The sequence below is a fragment of the Rhabdobacter roseus genome (genome assembly GCF_014202275.1).
Taxonomy (GTDB): Bacteria; Bacteroidota; Bacteroidia; order Cytophagales; family Spirosomataceae; genus Rhabdobacter; species Rhabdobacter roseus.
Window position 1 is genome coordinate 414,443 of the sequence record NZ_JACHGF010000003.1, and the last position, 19,134, is coordinate 433,576.

The following is a 19,134-nucleotide window of genomic DNA, read 5'->3' on the forward strand; positions in this document are numbered from 1 at the left end:
CCCCCTGAGGTTTACTCAAGTACCTCCACCGTCAGCCCGCTGGCGGCACCCGCCTGGTGGTACACGCGCTGGGTAGCCTTGATAAAATCGGAAGCCTCGGCTTTGTATATATTCTCGACGTACTTTTGCGGGTTGCGGTCGAAGAGCGGGAAGGCGGTACTTTGTACCTGCACCATCAGGCGGTGGCCCTTCTTAAAGGTGTGCAGCACGTCCTGAAGCCGGAAGGTCACGTCCGTCAGCTCGTTGGCTTTCAGCGGCTCGGGCTTCTCAAAACTCTTCCGAAACCGCGCCCGCATGATCTCCGAGCGCACCATCTGTTGGTACCCGGCCAGTACAACTTCCTTGTCGGTGAGGTAGGCGTGGTTTTTCTCGTCGTCGGGGTACACGTCGATGAGCTTCACGAAAAAATCCGCGTCGGTACCGCTGGTACTGATTTTGAGCTGGGCCGTCAGCTCGCCGCCCAGCGTGAGGTCTTCGGTAAGTACCTCCGTCTGAAACACCAGCACGTCGGGGCGCGTGGCCGCAAAGCGCTGATCTTCCGACATGTACGCAAAGGGCGTGAAGCCCGTCATTTGGGTATAGTCTTCGGTATAAGGTACGGGTTTGAGCGGATCGCTCACGTACTCGCTGTACGAAGAGGTACCTTGGGGTACTTCAAAGCCCAACTTTCCGCCCGGCTGGAAATAAAGCGTGCGCTTGCGGGCGCGGGTAGTGGGCCACTGATCAAAGGTACGCCACGCTTTTTTACCCGTGTCAAACAGGTAGGCTTCGGGCAGGCCGGTTTTGCCGTCGCCCGCTCCTTTCAGGAAATGCTCGAAGAAAATCCGCTCGATGTTGGTTTGGTAAAAGGTAGCGACGCTGTCGCCGAAGTAGATGTCGTTGTGCAGCGTAGGGCCCGTTTCGCGGCTCCAGCGGCCGTGGCCAAAGGGCCCCATCACCAGCGTGTTGTAGGCGTTGGGGTTATTCTTCTCAATGGTTTTGTAGGTATTAAGAGGACCGTACAAATCTTCGGCGTCAAACCAGCCCCCTACCGTCATGTAGGCGGGTTTTAGGTTTTTGAGGTGCGGCAGGATGTCGCGCTTTTGCCAGAACGCATCCTTGTTGGGGTGCGCCACCATTTCTTGCCAGAAGAAATTATCCTTATAGTACTGATCAAAGTTCTTGAGCGGCCCCAGGTTCAGGTTAAAGGTGTAGCCGTCGGGTTTGGCATTAATAAAACCCTCGTTAAACCAAGACTCGGTCGTGGGTTTAGGAGCCTGAACCCCAAACACCGGAAACGTGAGGTAGTACCCCTGGGTGTAGGCACCGTTGTGGTGAAAATCGTCGAAGAAAAAATCGGCGATGGGCGCCTGCGGCGAGGCGGCTTTCAGCGCCGGATGCCCGCTGAGCGAGCTCGCCGTGGTGTAGAAACCGGGGTACGAAATACCCCATTGCCCCACGCGGCCGTTGTGATGAGGTACATTCTTGAGCAACCACTCGATGGTATCGTAGGTGTCGGAGGCTTCGTCGACGTCCGTCTTAGCTTTTTTGTTCGGGAGGTGCGGCGTCATGTTGGTCCAGGTACCTTCACTGAGGTACCTGCCGCGTACGTCCTGGTACACAAAAATGTACTGGTCGCGCATCAGGTGCGGGCTCGGCCCCAGGCGAGGGGGGTACTTGTCGGGCCCGTAGGGGGCCACGCTGTAGCACGTCCGCTGCATCAGGAAGGGGTACTTTTTCGTGGCCGAAGCATCCTTGGGCGCGTACACTATAGTATGGAGTTTCACGCCGTCGCGCACCGGGATGTCGTACTCGGCTTTGATGTAGTGTTCGCGGATGTAGGCCTCGTCGGATGCGGACTGCGCCAAGGCCGCTACCGACAGTACCAGACCGACCAGCGTAAGTAGATTTCGGAACATAGGTTGTGGGTTGAAGGGTACTTTACGTTTAATTTCTTGGTCACAAAATAGGTACTTTACCCGAAAAAGCCAGGCCGGTGTTCGTTCCGAAATGAAGCGCTACTTCCGGCGGTAGTAGTTGAGGCTTACGCTGGCGGCGGTGCGGCGTTCGCTGAGGGTAAAGTACCCCTTGCTCTCGCGGTCGAAGCAGACGGCCTCGCCCTGCGGCTCCAGCTCAAACGGCAACGACTTGCGGGCTGCCCGGCTAAGTACCTGCCCGATGGATTCCCCCTCCCCGCGCCGCCAATAGTACATGTTGGTATAAGTCCGGATCAGGATTTCGGTCCCGTCCGTAGATATATTCCCGCCGGTAGCCAGGATCACCGAAGGTACCTGCCCCACGCGCTCGGCCGTCATGACGCCGTCCAGTGGCTGCGGGTACGGAAGCCGGTACAGTATGGCCTTATCCAGCTCTTTGGATACCACAAAAAGATCTTTGGTCTGCGGGTCAAAAAGCAGCGTTTCGGCATCGTGCGGACCATCGGGATACTGGTAGGTGATGGTCGCGATGCCGCGCAGGGTACCTTCCAGGCTGGTCGGCTCCGGGATGCGGTGGATGTAGTGAATCGTCGTGGCCGGATTGGCGTCGTTGTTGCCAATGTCGCCCAGGTAGATGTAGCTCACGCCCTCCTGCGGGCCGATCCCTACCTCGATATCTTCCCAGTCGCGGTTATGAATGCCCTCGGGTTCGTAGCTCCGGATCTCCTTTCCGTCGTGGCGAAGCAAGTACAGCCGGGAGGGTTCGCCCGCGTCTTCGTGCGTCCAGAGGTACCCCGGCAGCGTGCGGCTGTCGGCCAGCCCGGAGGCTTCGTCGATGATGCCCGGCTCGATGGGTGCCCGCAGGGGCGTTGTTTCAAAATCATCGGAAAGACCGCCCCCTGGGTTGGGTGCTTTCTCCCAGCAGGCCACCGTTGCCAGGCTCAGCGCCAGCAGGAAGCTACGGGTGAACCATATACGAATAGAATAGCATTTCATGGCTTGACAGGCTCGTTAGATTTGTAAAAATACGTACTTTTGGCCCGTAACTCATAAACAGCCCCTTACATTATTGCATTAATTCCATTTTATGTTACGAACACATACCTGCGGCGAACTACGATTAGAGCATGTAAACCAAGAAGTTACCCTATGCGGATGGGTCCAGCGCGTTCGCGACAAGGGAGGCATGATCTGGCTCGACCTACGCGACCGCTACGGTATCACCCAACTCTTGTTTGAGGAAGGCAAATCCAGCGCCGCCTTGCTGGAAAGTACCCGCACGCTGGGCCGCGAGTTTGTGGTAGCGGCTAAGGGACAAGTGATTGAGCGATTAGCTAAAAATGATAAACTACCCACCGGCGAGGTGGAGATTCGGGTTTCGGAGCTGACGGTACTCAATCCGGCCAAACTCCCCCCCTTCCTCATCGAAGACGATACCGACGGCGGCGACGACATCCGGATGAAGTACCGCTACCTGGACCTGCGCCGTAACGCCGTGCGGCGCAACCTGGAGCTGCGCCACCAGGTGGCCCGCCACACCCGCGCCTACCTCGACGAGCTGCATTTCATTGAAGTAGAAACGCCCGTTTTGATCAAATCCACGCCCGAAGGAGCCCGCGATTTTGTGGTACCCAGCCGCATGAATCCTGGTGAATTTTACGCCCTGCCGCAGTCGCCCCAAACGTTCAAGCAGCTGCTGATGGTGTCGGGCTTCGACCGCTACTACCAGATCGTAAAGTGTTTCCGCGACGAAGACCTGCGCGCCGACCGCCAGCCAGAATTCACCCAGATCGACTGCGAGATGTCGTTCGTGACGCAGGAAGACGTACTCAATACCTTTGAGGGGCTGATCCGGCACCTATTCCAAAAAGTAAAAAACCTGGAACTACCCGAAGTACCCCGCATGACCTACGCCGACGCCATGAAGCGCTACGGTTCCGACAAGCCCGACATCCGCTTTGGGATGGAATTTGTGGAGCTCAAAGGCCAGGACCGGGACCTCACCACGGGCCAAAACTTCGGGGTGTTTGACAGTGCGGAACTGGTGGTGGGTATCTGCGCCAAAGGCTGCGCCGACTACACCCGCAAGCAGCTCGACGAGCTCACCGACTGGGTGAAGCGCCCGCAGATCGGAGCCAAAGGACTGATCTACGTCCGCTACAACGCCGACGGCACCCTCAAGTCGTCGGTGGATAAATTCTACGGCGAGGAAGAACTCCGCGCCTGGGCCAGCGCCATGGACGCCCAACCCGGCGACCTGATGCTCCTGATCTCCGGCCCTACCGACAAAGCCCGCAAGCAGCTCAACGAGCTCCGCCTGGAAATGGGTACCCGGCTCGGCCTTCGCAAACCGGACGACTACCGGGTACTTTGGGTGGTGGATTTCCCGCTGCTGGAGTACGGCGAAGACGAGCACAATCCCGGCCAGGGCCGTTGGTTTGCCATGCACCACCCGTTCACCAGCCCCAAGCCGGAAGACGTCCCGCTCCTGGACCAGGATTTGGGAAGCGTCCGGGCCAACGCCTACGACCTGGTCATCAACGGCGTGGAGGTAGGCGGTGGCTCCGTGCGGATTTTCCAGCGGGAGTTGCAGCAAAAAATGTTCGAGACACTGGGCTTCACGCCCGAAGAAGCGCAGGCGCAGTTTGGCTTCCTGCTCAACGCCTTCGAGTTCGGTGCGCCTCCGCACGCCGGGATCGCCTTTGGGTTCGACCGTCTCTGCTCGCTCTTCGGCGGTGTCGATTCCATCCGTGACTTTATTGCCTTCCCCAAAAATAACTCCGGACGTGACGTCATGATCGACTCGCCTTCTTCCCTGGCCGACCAGCAGTTGGAGGAACTTTCGATTCGTTTAGCGGTAAAAGGATGAGTGAACAGGGCCGAGGCGTAAACCAACCATGAACCTTAGAAAAAATCTTAAGATGCGATTCCATTCCATGATGATGGGGGTATTTTTGCTCCTGGCGGGCAGCGGGCTGGCGGTAGCCCAAAACCTACCCAACCCCTCCCAGCTTTCCAATAGTCAACTGCTGCAGTACTACCAGAAAGCCAAAGCCAGTGGAATGTCAGACATGCAGATTGAGCAGGCCGCCATGGCCCAGGGCTTCACCCTGGACGACATCGCCAAGCTACGGAGGCGCCTCACGGAAGAACAGGACGGTTCGGGCCGGGGTACCTTCCGGCGCGACACGGTTTCGACGGGCCGTTCCCTGGGCTACCAGGACTTGCCCACCCGGGCCGACACGCTCTACGACTCATTGCAAGCCCGGCGTATGCGTATCTTTGGGGCTTCCTTTTTCGCCAACGCTTCGCTGACCTTCGAGCCTAACCTCCGCATGGCGACGCCCCGAAACTACATCCTGGGGCCGGACGATGAGCTCATCGTGGATATTTACGGCAACGCCGTTGATAACTACCGGCTCAAAGTAAGCCCCGAAGGGACCGTCAAAATGCTCAACCTGGCTCCCGTCTACGTCAATGGTCTCACCATCGAGCAGGCCTCCGAGCGCATCGTGGCCCGGCTCCGGCAGGCCTTTTCGTCCCTCAACCGCCCCGGCGGAGGTACCTACGCCAACATCACCCTGGGCGACGTCCGCAGCATCAAGGTCATCGTCACCGGCGACGTCATGCGTCCGGGTACATATACGGTTTCGTCGCTTGCCTCCGCTTTCAACGTGCTGTACCTTTCCGGCGGCCCCACCGAAAACGGCTCCTTCCGCCGCATTGAAGTAATCCGGAACAACAACGTCGTCAGCAAGCTCGACCTGTACAAGTTTCTGGTCAACGCCGATCTAAAAGACAACATCAGCCTACAGGACCAGGACATCATCATGATCTACCCCTACCAGGCACGGGTGGAGCTCCTGGGCGAAGTAAAGCGGCCGGGTATTTTTGAGGCCCACCCCGGCGATACCTTCGGCGATCTGCTACACTACGCCGGTGGCTACACCAGTGAGGCCTACACGGCTTCCGTCCGGTACCGCCGCAATACCCCCAAAGAATGGCGGATGGGGCAAATCGCCGCCAACGAAACAACGACCTTCGTTCCGCAAAACGGCGACCGCTACGAAATAGGCAAAATCCTGGATCGCTACGAAAACGTCGTGGCCGTTCGGGGAGCCGTGTACCGCCCCGGCGACTACGCCCTCGAGCCCGGTACGTCTACCGTCCGGCAGCTGCTAGCCAAAGCCGAGGGCCTGCGCGAGGAGGCCTTTCTCAACCGCGCGCTGCTGCACCGCTTCCAGCCCAACATGGAGCCCAGCATCCTGGCCTTTGACCTGGGCAAGCTGATGCGGGGCGAGACCGAAGACATCCCCCTACAGCGCCAAGACTCCCTGGTCATCAAGTCCGTGCAGGAGCTGCGCGAAGCCTACTCCGTCTCCATTGCCGGAGCCGTGAACAAGGGCGGCCAATTCCTGTATTCCGAAGGCATGACGGTCTCTGACCTGATCTACCTGGCCGGGGGCTATACCGAAGGGGGCGTGCCCTACCGCGTCGAGGTGTCCCGCCGGGTCAAGGAAGATACCGTCGGGCTGATGCCCTCCCAAAACACCCGCATCTTTACCTTTGACGTGCAGGACGATCTCGCCATGGCCGACCGCCGGCAGCGCTTCGTGCTCCAGCCGTTTGACCTTGTTTTTATTCGAAAATCTCCCCGGTACGAAGCCCAGAAAACCGTCGTGGTGGAGGGTGAAGTGCGCTTTCCGGGCCGGTATACCATCGACAACAACACCGAGCGCATCACCGACCTCATTCGGCGGGCGGGCGGGCTCAAAAGCGCCGCCTACCTCTCGGGGGCCCGCCTGACCCGAAAAGTACCCAATACCGATCTGATGGGAAACCGCTTCCTGGAAAAGCTAAACCAGAATGAACTCCTCCGGAGGGCTACTCAGGCCGATGGTGATCCGGAAACAGCTCCGGAGCCTCCTCAACGCCTCAACCGGGAGCTGGTGGGCCTGGACATGGCCTCCATCCTACAAAACCCGGCCCTGCCCTCCAACGTACTGGTGCAGGACGGCGACTCGCTCATCATCCCGCGCATCGTCGAAACCGTCCGGATCATCGGGGAGGTTCTGAACCCCTCCATTGTCAACTACGACCCCGCCTTCCGCTTTAAAGACTACATCGCGCAGGCCGGGGGCTACACCGACAACGCCCGCAAAAGCAAGGTCTTTGTTTCCTACGCCAACGGCCGTCTGGACCGCACCAAGCGCTTCCTGTTCTTCCACAACCGCCCCGAAGTTGTGCCCGGCACCACCGTCAACGTTCCGGCTAAGCCCATTCGCGTCGGGCGGGAAACCACGCCCGGCGAGCGCGTCGCCATCCTGTCGCTGCTAGGTACTTTGGTCATTACCCTTATCCGACTCTTTTAATCGATCCCTTTCCCATGCAAGCACCCCAACCCCAAGCCGAGGAAGTGATTGAAATCAGTCTGGCCGACATCGCCGCTTTTTTCAAAAGGCACTGGCTCAAGCTATTGGTAGCGGGCTTTTTGTCGGGAGCTGCCGGGTACGGCCTGTCCCACCTGGCTCCCATTGAGTACGAAGCCACGGCCCGCATCCTGCCCGAATACAGCTCCGGCCTGGGCGGCGGTGGCCTAAGCGACCTGGCCAGCCTGGCCGGACTATCCCTCAAAAACAATTCGGAGGCCATCCGCCCCGACCTCTACCCCGACATCATCGGCAGCAAATCCTTTTTGCTCAAGATTATGTCCACGCCCTTCCAACTCCAGAATGGGCAAATGATCGTGCTCACCCAGTACCTTGACGAAGAAGCCGAGCCCCTCAGTCCCACGCAGGTGGCCCAGAGCGACTCCCTCATCACTATGACCAAGGCGCAGGAGCGGGTGATGAAAGACGTGGCCTCCCGCCTGACGGCCTCCATGGAAAAAATGTCGGGCGTGTTGAACGTCCGGGCCGAAATGCCCGACCCCGTCCTGGCCGCCGCCTGCACCAACCTGGCCGTGAGCTACCTCAAAGACTTTGTGGCCGACTACCGCACCGCTCGCGAAAACGAAAAGCTGTCCTTCCTCCGGCGGCAGGTAGCCGAGGCCAAAGGCAAGTACCAGCGTGCTGAGGTGGCCCTCAATACCTACCGCGACCGCAACGTCAACGCCTACACCAACGTAGCCCGCATTGAAGAGCAGCGCCTCCAGAACGACTACCTCCAGGCCCAAACGCTTTACGGAGAGCTATCCCGGCAGCTGGAAGCCTCCCGGCTGCAGGCCCAGGAAGATACCCCCATCCTCAAAGTACTGGAGGCCCCCATGGTACCCAACTGGAAGAGCAAGCCCCGCCGGGTACTTTACGCCCTGGGCTACGCTCTGCTCGGCGGGTTTCTGACCCTCCTGTATCTTTTATTTGTGGCCGAAAAGGTACACCGGCGGATTTTGGGCTAGAAAAATCCCTGGTTCAGCTTTAAGGTATGGGCTATCTTTTCGAACTTTCGGGTACCGTTTGGTAATTATATTTTTCTATCTTTAAAACATATTTATATCTTTAATCAATTTTAAGACCCTTCGGGGAAACTCCTCTTACCTGAACATGTGGGCGGGACAGCCTAGCCAAGCAAACAAGGCCTTTAGAGCCTTACTCTCATCCCATGTTTAGGAAATAGAGGCGACACCTTATGAAGGCCATATCCATTAACCAATCATTTACCAACCATCTAATTAGAACTGCTACAGTATGAAAAAGAACTCTACGATCCTCGCCATGCTTCTTCTGGCCGGTCTTAGCAGCCAGGCCCAAAACCAAATCACCACCCCCAGCGGCCAGCCCCTCACCATTGGAAACAACGGCGTGAAGCTTTCCAACCTCAACAGCGGTACCGCCACCGCTCCTTCCAACGGCAAAGTGCTGAGTGTAGACGCCAACGGCCTACTCTTTCTGGCCCCCGACCAAAGTGGTGCCCCCAGCCAGTGGAATACTGCCGGCTCAAACATCAACTACCTCCTGGGCAACGTGGGTATCGGTACCGCAACCCCCCTGCAACGCCTCCATGTGAACGGCGATATTAATTTATCTACGGGAAGTGGGTTAAGGATAAATAATGTGCCTTTTTTAAGTGCAAAGGGGACTAGAAATATTGTTATAGGAACATCTGCTGGTTATAGCATTAACACAGCAGCAGATAATGTATTTCTTGGAGCCAATGCTGGTTATACTACCTCTGAAGGAACAGGCAATTCCTTTTTTGGCACATTTGCCGGGTATCATAATATAGGATCTGGAAATACCTTCTTTGGAGCAAATACAGGTTTAAATAATACAACTGGGATACGCAATGTCTTTTTAGGAAATGGTAGTGGAATTATAAATACAATAGGTAATGAAAATACCGCTATTGGCAATGGTGCTAATTTTGGAACTAATAACTTAACAAGGGCAACAGCTATTGGGGCCTTTTCAACGGTAAACTGTTCAAGCTGTATAGTACTTGGAGATCCTAGTGCAAAAGTTGGCATTGGAATAAACACCCCTTTGGAAAAATTACATATAAGCGGTGGTACAATACGAATAAATTTTGCAAATATTCCAGTCGCATCAGGCACATTATATAATTTATATACTGATGCTGATGGACGTATTGTGAGAGCTTCAACATCTAATGCAAGAGAAGCAGTAACAGAAGATGTTAAAGAGAATTGGATCTATCAAAAAAATGATATTTTTAACACCAATTCAGGAAATGTTATTATTGGTAATAGTATCAATAATACTCCAAAGGGTTATAAATTATTCGTATCAGATGGAATTTTAACAGAAAAAGTAAAAGTAGCTATTAAAAATACAAGTGACTGGTCTGACTTTGTATTTAATAAAGACTACAACTTACTGCCACTAAACAAGGTAGAACAATATATTAAGAAAAATAAACATTTGCCTGGGGTTCCTTCTGCAAAAGAAGTCACTGAAACAGGAATAGATTTGGCTAAAATGGATGCAATCCTTTTACAAAAGATTGAAGAACTAACATTACATTTAATTGAAATATCAAAACAAAATGAGAAAATAAATCAAGAGAATAGAGATTTAATGAGTAGGGTCAAAGTTCTAGAAAGTTCTTCTAAAAATTAAATAATTAATTGAGGCAATATATTGAACATATATTGCCTCAATTAATTAAAAAGAAAATTTGGAAATTTATAGATCAATAAAAAATATAGGTTGGGTTACTATAAGCTCAATACTTAACCAAGCATTTAATATAGGTTTTCTAATATATGCAAGTAGATCTATAACACCTAACGAGTATGGATTAATATCAATTATAATTATTATAATTGGATTTTCAGAGATCTTTATAAATTCAGGTTTTGTTTCATATCTAATACAAGAAAGAAGGGTATGTGAACTTTTATATTCTACAATTTTTTTTTCTAATTTATTTGTTAGCCTACTTTTTGTACTTTTCTTTTTGGCAACATCAAAACATTTATCAATATACTTTGGAGAGCCTGTATTAGAAAAGTTAATAAATTATTGCACAATCTGCTTCCTCTTCCTCCCTCTTAGGACAATTCCACTAGTAAAACTTAATAAAAGCTACAACTTTCAAAAAATATCAATAATAAATTTAACATCTAATTTAATATCATTAATAGTTGCCTTTTATCAATTAAGCGTTGGATATGGAATTTGGGCAATTTTATCCAAATTATTATTATTTCAAATTATAAATACAACAATATATTCATTAAGCGTTTCCTGGAAAATAAAACTAGAATTCAGTTGGATAGAACTTAAAAAAAGTGGAAAATACAGCATAAATCAAACATTGGCTGACACAATTGGATATTGGTCAAGAAAAATAGATGATATAATAATCGCTAGATTTATAGGCTTATATGGGTTAGGTCTGTACTCATTCGCTTACAATTTTCTTATGTTACCGAGCATAATGATTAAGAGCCAATTAGTGCAGGTACTGTTTCCAACTATGTCTAGTATAAAAAATGACACTAAAAAGCTTAACAAAATGTATATTGATATCTCAGGAGCTTTGAGTTATTTTGGGTTCCCGTTGATATTTATCTTATATATAATTTCTAGTGATCTAATCCCAATACTAGTAGGTGATAAATGGAACGCTGCTATACCACTAGTACATATATTTTGCATTGCTTCATTATTTGAAATAACGATTATCCCAAGTACCTTATTTAAATCTATTGGGAGAGCAGATTTAAATTTAAAAACAATGCTCCTTACCAAATTTATAACCTTAACAGGAATACTAATTGGCTCAATCCAAGGAGATATAATATCAATATCAATATCGATTATTATATCAAATTTTATAAACTTTTTCGTCTTCTCTATTTACGTAAAAAAGTACCTAGGCATTTTAATATCTGAAGTTGTACTAGTAAATTACCCTGCTCTATTAATCGCTTTTCCAGTATTAATCATAGGCCATTTAATAGATATATGGAATTTTCAGCATCCAATAAGTATGACACTAAAAATAGTCATAGGAATTTCCACATGGATTTTGCTATCATTAACATTTAAACCGTTTGCATATTTACTAATAAAAGAAAAATTATCAAATAAAAATAAGCTATAAATATGATTATGAAAAATATTATTAAAAGTAAAAGAGATAGTTTATTAAAAAAAATTTTAGGTTTAGATATTAATATTGCACAAGAGTCATTGGCCTATCAAAAAATTTCGAAATTATCAAATAGCTTAAATAAAGTATATCCATATACATCATCAGCTCTTAGTCCAGTACATCTAAATCTAGTTCTAAACGATATAATAATAAATACAAGAAGAAATATAGTTGAGCTAGGTTCTGGTATTTCGACAATTATTATTGCAAAGCTTTTGCAAACAAATTCTATTAAAGCACAATTTACATCAATAGAAGAAAATGAAGACTGGGCTAATTATATTAATAATTGTTTAATTGAAGAAAATTTAATTGAATACTGCAATGTAATGCATATACCTATAAAAAAAAGTGAAAATTATTATTGGTATGATTTACAAAAAATAAATATTATTAAACAATCAATTGGTTTAATTGATTGTTTAATAATTGATGGCCCTATTGCTCATAGTAAAGGTAAAGAAAACTCAAGAGAGAAAACTCTTTATGAATTTTATGAACTATTAGACAATACTAAATCTGTGTTTTTGGATGACACTAATAGAAAAGGAGAGCAAATAGCTATAAAGAATTGGACTAAGAAATACAACATATCCTTTATAAATTTTGGCAATTTCTCTATTCATCAATCTGGTCATCATTTTAATATATATTAAAAGTAAACTAGCTCTATATGCCAAAAATGAATCTAATTTCCAGACAAAGTAAAAAACAAATAATTTTTGAGCTTTTACGGATAAGAGCTAGATTATATAAATATTTTAAAAAATCAAAGATACAGAGCAAAAAACTTCATTTCGGATGTGGAAACAATAAAATTAATGGTTGGCTAAATGTTGATTTGACAGACTCTGATTTAATAGTTGATTTGGCTTGTGGTGTTCTTCCATTTCCAAATGAAATTTTTTCAGTGGCAGTCTCCCAGCATGTTATTGAGCATTTGTATATAGAGAATGAACTACTTCCGCTTTTAAAAGAAATAAATAGAACATTAGAGGTAAATGGGGAATTATGGCTCTCTTGCCCCGATATGGAAAAGATCTGTAATGAATATTTAAAAAATAAAGGGCAAGATTTATTGGCTGATAGATTAAAAAGATACCCAGATTTTAGCATCGGTGAATTACCTACTCAGCAAATCATAAATGACTTATTTCATCAAAACGGTGAGCATAAAAATTTATTTGATTTTGAATTGCTAAAATGGGTGCTCATTAAGTCAAATTTTAGAGATGTCGTTAAAGTAAATGAAAAGATATTCAACGATAGGTTCCCAGAATTTCCACATAGAAATGATGATTTTGTATCATTATATATTAAAGCAATAAAATAAATAGTGACTAAGAGAAAAATATTATCATTTAGCCATTATGGATTGATGTATGGCGCCAATAAGTCTCTTTTATCATTAATTAAGACTACTACAAGTGATATAGAGTGGTATGTAGTGTGTAGAGAAGAAGGTGAATTTATAGAAATTCTTAGAGAAATGAATGTAAAGTGCTATGTAATACCTTATAATTTAGATATTTATGAAAAAAAAGGCAATTTAACAATAATCAAAAGTGTAGTAAAATTACTAATTAATATTGCTTTACTCCCTTATATATATATACTAGTTATAAGAAATAATATAAAAATTATTCATTCAAATTCTTCTATTATACTGATTGGTGCTTTCACATCTTTAATAACAAATAGACCGCATGTATGGCATTTTAGAGAATTTGGCGATATTGATTATGGATTCACTTATAATTTTGGCAATAGATTTTTCAAATATTTCTCTAATAAATCTGAGTACATAATTTGTGTATCAAAAGCACTTTATAAACATAAAGTGCTACTTAATAAACTAAAGACGAAATGCAAAGTAATATATAATGGGATTGAAATAAATTATAAATCTAATAAAGAATTGGATTGCATAAGCAGTCATACGCACAAGCCATATAATATAGCAATAATCGGGCTAATCCATCCTGCAAAAAACCAGCTAGTAGCTATTAAAGCCGCTAAATTATTAATAAATAATGGTGAAAATATTAATTTAAGGATAATAGGGGGGATCGGAGATAAAGAATATTATTTAGAATTAATTGAATTTATAAAAGAAAATAATTTAAGCGCCTATATCGAATTTTGTGGCTTTAAAAATAATATCTCAACAGTTTTTCATGATACCGCTATTAGTTTAGTATGTTCAGAAAATGAAGCAATGGGAAGGGTATCTATCGAAAGTATGTTAAATTATATACCAGTGGTCGCTTACAATTCAGCCGGGAATTCTGAAATTATAAATAATTATGTTACAGGGATATTATATCGAGGAGGAGAATATGAATTACAAGAAGCAATTAAGTTAGTTATAGACAACAGTGCATTACGGCTAAATATTCAAAAAAATGGATTCGACTATGCTAAAAGTAATTATTCTCTTGAAACATATCGAGAATCATTTTTAGAAGTAATAAATAGTTTGAAAGGATAGAAAGAAAATATTAAGAATATAATTCAAAAATGATTAAAAAAGTACTAATTTTCGATTCATCAAATGACGTAGGACATCATTGGGAGTACATAAACCATTTAATAAATTCTGCAAAAGATAATACTAATGAAAATATTCAGTATTATCTTTTATTAAATAAAGACATGTATCCCAAACTAAGTACTATTGATGGAATTAACAATATAAATATAAGTTATATAAATAAAAGCGATTCTAAATTAATTAACCGTAGTTTATTATTAAAAACGTTTTACGAGATAAAGTACATCAACCATTTTACTCATAAATTTGGTATTAATACTGTAATATTTTTAGTTTTAGATTATTATCAAATTGCATTAGGATTAAAATATTGGTTAAGAAATGTAGAAGTTAAAGGAATATATTTCAAACCATACCTCCGGCGAAGTAAGTATTTTGGCAAAGTCCTTAGTAATTTTTATTATATTAAAAAACATCTAATTTTTAATTGGATGTTAAGAAATGATGTAATTAAAAGGATTTGGGTTTTAAACGATGTTGAATCTGCTAATGAACTCAACATTTTAAATCATTGCTCTAAATTTACCTATCTTCCTGACCCCATTTATATCCCTAAAAATCAATTATACTATGATTTAAAAAACAGATATAGCATAAGTCAGGAACAGAAAATCCTTCTAGTATTTGGTGTTATATCTAAAATCAAGAACCTTGAAACCATTTTAAGAACATATTTCGAATTAATAAAGTCTAATCCAACTTTTACATTACTAATTGTTGGTAAATGGAATTCAAGTAAATATAAAAGTAAAATTTTAAGCGCCATTAAGGGCAATTTTAATGCAATTGAAAATACTCAAATAGTAATTGATGATAGGTATATTGACGAAAATGAAATTAAAACTATCTTTGAACAAATAGATGTTGTACTTATGCCCTATAAAAAATTTTATTATTCAAGTAGTGTATTAGGTCATGCAGCTTACTATAATAAACCAGTTTTAGTTTCAAGTACAGGATTAACAGCAGATATAGTTAAAAAATATGGATTAGGTTATAGCGCTGATCCAAACGATTATAATGATATAATTATCAAATTATCACTTTTATTTAATAATAATCTAAGTATCAATAAGCTAGGAAGGGAAACATATGTGAATGATCACACTATAAAAAAATTTACTGATCAAATATTAAATGATTAAATTCATATTGAGAATATAATGGGATTTATTACATTATAGATTTGGAATTTTATGAAAATTGTTTTTTCAGGTTTTGCAAGATATATGTTAAATTTTTATTTGATGTATATCCCGTTTCATTTTATTAGACATTTCATACTAAAGTCTTTCCTCTTTAAATTTATTGGAAAAAATTGCTATATTTCAATGGGGGTGTATTTTAAAGGAAAAAATAGACGAATATCACTTGGTGAAAATTGTGTAATTAATTATAGGGTTTTAATGGATAGTCGTGGCGGGGAAATAATTATTGGAGATAACGTCGATATTTCTCAAGAAGTGAATATGTGGACGTTAGAACATGATCCAAACGATGACCTTCATTCTGTAAAAGGAGGTAATATAATCATTGAGGATTATGTTTGGGTGTCAACGCGTGTTACTATATTACCAGGAGTACGTATAGGTAAAGGCGCTATTATCGCTTCTAATTGTGTAGTTACTAAGGATGTTCCAAGTATGTGCATTATGGGAGGTGTGCCTGGCAAAATTATAGGCTATCGAAGTAATAGCCTTAAATATAATTTAAACAATAACTTATGGTTTACATAATAATTATGAGATGCTAGAGACGTTACTTTATAATAAAAGCAAAAAAAAGTTGTATTTGAAATTAAGTCCAACTTCAAGTAGCTATATTCTAATATTTATTATCTTTTTTAGCATTTACTCTGACGTCCCCCTGATTTTACCCAATGGAAAATGGATTCCCAGTTTTACAACACTTTTGATTCTTCCTTTAATATTTATATTTATAAAGAATACTTTTGAATTAGACGATATTATACTTTTTATTTCATTTGCGTTATTAATATCTTTTTCTCTAATAATTAATAAAATTTATCTTTATGGGCCTATAAGTTCTCTTTTTAAAGCCATACAATTCTTAGTAGCAATATTAATGGGCATCTGTGTAAAAAAGTATATAGAGCTCATTCCCAAGCCTAAATTAAAAAAAATATTATGGATTTCACTTTTTAGCATTTTAATTGGTTGTACTCTCGAAAGGATTGGGATCATCAGGCCATTAACTTTGGCTTATAAGTATTTTGTTTACTCTGGTACTAGGTATGGAAATAATTCTAATTATGACTTTAGAGATTTAAATATTTCTGGTTTTATAAGACCAATTCTATTCACATCTGAACCCTCACTAGTTGCTGTTGGTTTTTATGTTTTTTCTACTTCTCTTTCTCTTCTAGAAGACAATAAGCGCACATTATTATATATCCTTTTCGCTTGCCTCATATTTATAACTTTATCTGGAAGCCCAATTGGTTTTTTTTCTTTAGTAAGTTGGCTAGGCATTTGGGTTAGAAATACCAAAGGTAAAATCTTACACTTATCTTTAATATTATTTTTTCTACCAATACTATTACTAATCCTATTCCAGATTCCATTTTTTTATGATATATACGCAAAAATTATAAATAGGATATTTAACGAAATTGCATCTGAGGGTACAAGTGTATATGCAAGAATTTATTTTCCATATTTTATTTTAATTCCATTTATTTTTAAAAATTATCCATTATTCGGTATAGGGTTTGGAGGCAGAGAGAAATTTATAAGCTTAATCTATGGTCAAGGAGTTACATCAAATGATGTAAATTTGGACTTTACTGAAGGTGCAAACGCTTTTGCTAGAATATTTGCGTACTTAGGTATTATTGGCGCAATGTTATTTCTTTATATTTTACATAGATATATTAAATCAAATTCAAAAAGCGATGTAGTTTTGTTTTTTTTTCTTTGGTTCTTATTAAGCCAGACCCTTGGTACGTTTGAAACGCCTCGTTACTGGTGCTTTACTTTTATTATTTTAGCTTGTTTTAGAAAGTAATTTTAATGGATTCAAAAAGAAATAAAATACTAATTATAGCTCCACATCTTAGATACCCTTGTAGAAATGGGGCAGATATACTTATTGATAAGCTATCTGTACACATAAGTGCTAATGTTGAATGTGTTGATTTAATTTCAGAAAAAGAAGTTTACCGCTTTACCGAAAAGCAAAAAAAGCTTATTAATCTATTTAATAATTCTATCAGAAGTAGGCATTATGCATCTATAAGGACTTTATTTTTTAAAAGCCATTATTTAAAAGAAAAATTTATTACCATTAATTTTACTAAAGAGTTAAAAAACATCCTAAATAATTATGATTATGATTTTATTTTCATCAGTTATATAATCACCGCTGAGATCGTATTAAATCATAATCTTAATTTAAATAAAGATAAACTTTATATAATTACACACAACGACGAAGTTAAGTGGTTCAGAGATATTTATTCTTCAACTAATAATTTCTTATTAAAAAGAATTTCAAAGTTATCTTGGCAATGGATTATTAAATTCCTTACATCCAATATAAATAAATTTACTTTATTACATGTTTCAACAACTGATAGAAATAGCTATTTATCTTACTTTCCTTCACATACAAGCCATTTAATTAGAATTGGAACTGAGCAAGAGCAATTATGTAGCACCACTGACAATAGTGATCAAATTGTAAAACTTATTTTTATTGGTTCACTAAATGTAAAAATGAATCTTGATGCATTATTATGGTTTAGCAAGCGTTTTTTTCCGACTTTACAAAGTGAATTTGGAAAAAAATTAAAAATTACCATTGTTGGTAGCAACCCAAATAATAAAATTATTTCTCTATGCCAAACTTTTGATTGGCACTTATATCCTAATGTTAGTGATGAAGAGTTAAATAGATTATTACAAGCCTCTGACTTTTCTATTCTCCCCTTTCAATACTCTACCGGTGCAAAATTAAAGCAAACAAAGAGTATTTCAAATGGAATCCCTTATTTAAGTACAGAAACTATACAAGCACTTGATGAACCTCTCCCTCCCTATTGTTTAAACTCTAATTTACCTAATGAATGGGTTCGCCATATAAATAATATTAAATACAAGAATTCTAAAAGTAAAATCTTAAATACTTTAATAGATTTCTCCAAAAATATCTCCTGGGAAATCTCTATTTCAAATCTTTATAAAGAAATTTCTTCTAATATTGAATAATATATATTTAATTATGAATTTTAATTCTATAATCCGTTTATTTAATTTAACTAAGATCTTATTCAATCCAACCGGCGGGATATTCTATTTATCAAATTCACTAGCTTCTGTTTCATCCTTTCTTATAACCCACAAGCTATTTGCATTATCATCTTCATTTTCAACGATTGTTGACGTAGGTGCCAATAAAGGTCAATTTGCTTTTGCGGCTACTCGTTTCTTTCCTAATGCCCGGGTCTTTTCTTTTGAGCCCGTTCCTGAAACTTTTACTCGTCTGGAAAAGAATATTCGAAAAATCCCTCAAATACAAGCTTTTCAGTATGGCTTAGGCAGCACCAATGGAGAAATCAATTTTTACCAGAATGCTCACTCTCACGCCAGTTCGGCCTTACCGGTTTCTGATTTTCAAAAAAATGAGATTCCAATAACGGCTGAAACGACCCTGATCAAGGTACCTATCAAACGCCTGGATGATGTAGTACAAGAATGGAACATGAGTCTGGACGGCCCCATTCTTCTCAAGCTGGATGTACAGGGTTATGAAAAAGAAGTCCTTAAGGGTGCTTCGGAATTCATCAAGCGTGTAGATTATTTACTTTTTGAAGCTTCCTTTGTGAGTATGTACGAAGGAGAGCCACTATTTGAGGAAATGCACGACTTCGTAAGGGGACTGGGTTTCAGGCTGGTGGGACCGGTGGGTTCCCTCCAAACGGATAAAGAACAAATTGTGCAGATGGATATGCTGTATAAAAAAGAGCTTATTTCATAAGCCTGCTCAGGCACTTCCAAATGACTTAGCTATTTTCCCTGGAAA

Annotated in this window: 15 protein-coding genes; 13 read left to right on the forward strand and 2 right to left on the reverse strand. The window is 42.4% G+C overall.

Annotation, left to right across the window (positions count from 1 at the left end; translation table 11 throughout):
* Positions 1-11: 11 nt before the first annotated feature.
* Positions 12-1,898, reverse strand: coding sequence for a CocE/NonD family hydrolase (locus HNQ92_RS11590; RefSeq protein WP_184174183.1), 1,887 nt, complete (start codon positions 1,896-1,898; stop codon positions 12-14).
* Positions 1,899-1,997: 99 nt separating this feature from the next.
* Entirely contained in the window at positions 1,998-2,912 is a 915-nt protein-coding gene (locus HNQ92_RS11595; protein ID WP_184174184.1) for a PE-PGRS family protein, read from the reverse strand.
* 91 nt (positions 2,913-3,003) lie between these two features.
* Between HNQ92_RS11595 and aspS the strand changes: the two genes are divergently transcribed.
* The 13 genes from aspS (at position 3,004) to HNQ92_RS11660 (ending at position 19,089) form a co-directional block, all read left to right on the forward strand.
* The gene (aspS, locus tag HNQ92_RS11600) at positions 3,004-4,785 is read left to right on the forward strand and encodes an aspartate--tRNA ligase (protein WP_184174185.1); all 1,782 of its coding nucleotides are present in this window, start codon (positions 3,004-3,006) and stop codon (positions 4,783-4,785) included.
* Between the two features lie 28 nt (positions 4,786-4,813).
* Positions 4,814-7,288 carry an SLBB domain-containing protein gene (locus HNQ92_RS11605; RefSeq protein WP_184174186.1) on the forward strand — a complete coding sequence of 825 codons (2,475 nt, stop codon included), beginning with the start codon at positions 4,814-4,816 and terminating at the stop codon, positions 7,286-7,288.
* Between the two features lie 14 nt (positions 7,289-7,302).
* Positions 7,303-8,313, forward strand: coding sequence for a GumC domain-containing protein (locus tag HNQ92_RS11610; protein WP_184174187.1), 1,011 nt, complete (start codon positions 7,303-7,305; stop codon positions 8,311-8,313).
* Positions 8,314-8,602: 289 nt separating this feature from the next.
* Positions 8,603-9,994, forward strand: coding sequence for a hypothetical protein (locus HNQ92_RS11615; RefSeq protein WP_184174188.1), 1,392 nt, complete (start codon positions 8,603-8,605; stop codon positions 9,992-9,994).
* A 58-nt stretch (positions 9,995-10,052) separates the two neighbouring features.
* Complete coding sequence (locus tag HNQ92_RS11620) at positions 10,053-11,486, forward strand: oligosaccharide flippase family protein (protein WP_184174189.1); 1,434 nt, start codon at positions 10,053-10,055, stop codon at positions 11,484-11,486.
* A gap of 8 nt (positions 11,487-11,494) precedes the next feature.
* Positions 11,495-12,193, forward strand: a complete 699-nt coding sequence (locus tag HNQ92_RS11625) for a hypothetical protein (RefSeq protein ID WP_184174190.1) — start codon at positions 11,495-11,497, stop codon at positions 12,191-12,193.
* Positions 12,194-12,219: 26 nt separating this feature from the next.
* On the forward strand, positions 12,220-12,870 hold the full coding sequence (locus tag HNQ92_RS11630) for a class I SAM-dependent methyltransferase (protein WP_184174191.1): 651 nt from the start codon (positions 12,220-12,222) through the stop codon (positions 12,868-12,870).
* Positions 12,871-12,873: 3 nt separating this feature from the next.
* On the forward strand, positions 12,874-14,028 hold the full coding sequence (locus tag HNQ92_RS11635) for a glycosyltransferase (protein ID WP_184174192.1): 1,155 nt from the start codon (positions 12,874-12,876) through the stop codon (positions 14,026-14,028).
* 29 nt (positions 14,029-14,057) lie between these two features.
* Positions 14,058-15,236, forward strand: coding sequence for a glycosyltransferase (locus HNQ92_RS11640; protein ID WP_184174193.1), 1,179 nt, complete (start codon positions 14,058-14,060; stop codon positions 15,234-15,236).
* A 51-nt stretch (positions 15,237-15,287) separates the two neighbouring features.
* Positions 15,288-15,827 (forward strand): acyltransferase, encoded by a 540-nt coding sequence (locus tag HNQ92_RS11645; protein WP_184174194.1) that lies wholly within the window; start codon positions 15,288-15,290, stop codon positions 15,825-15,827.
* 175 nt (positions 15,828-16,002) lie between these two features.
* Positions 16,003-17,118: a hypothetical protein gene (locus HNQ92_RS11650; RefSeq protein ID WP_184174195.1), complete on the forward strand. Its 1,116-nt coding sequence runs from the start codon at positions 16,003-16,005 to the stop codon at positions 17,116-17,118.
* 5 nt (positions 17,119-17,123) lie between these two features.
* On the forward strand, positions 17,124-18,320 hold the full coding sequence (locus tag HNQ92_RS11655) for a glycosyltransferase (protein ID WP_184174196.1): 1,197 nt from the start codon (positions 17,124-17,126) through the stop codon (positions 18,318-18,320).
* A gap of 13 nt (positions 18,321-18,333) precedes the next feature.
* Positions 18,334-19,089, forward strand: coding sequence for an FkbM family methyltransferase (locus HNQ92_RS11660; protein WP_184174197.1), 756 nt, complete (start codon positions 18,334-18,336; stop codon positions 19,087-19,089).
* The last annotated feature ends 45 nt before the right edge of the window (positions 19,090-19,134 follow it).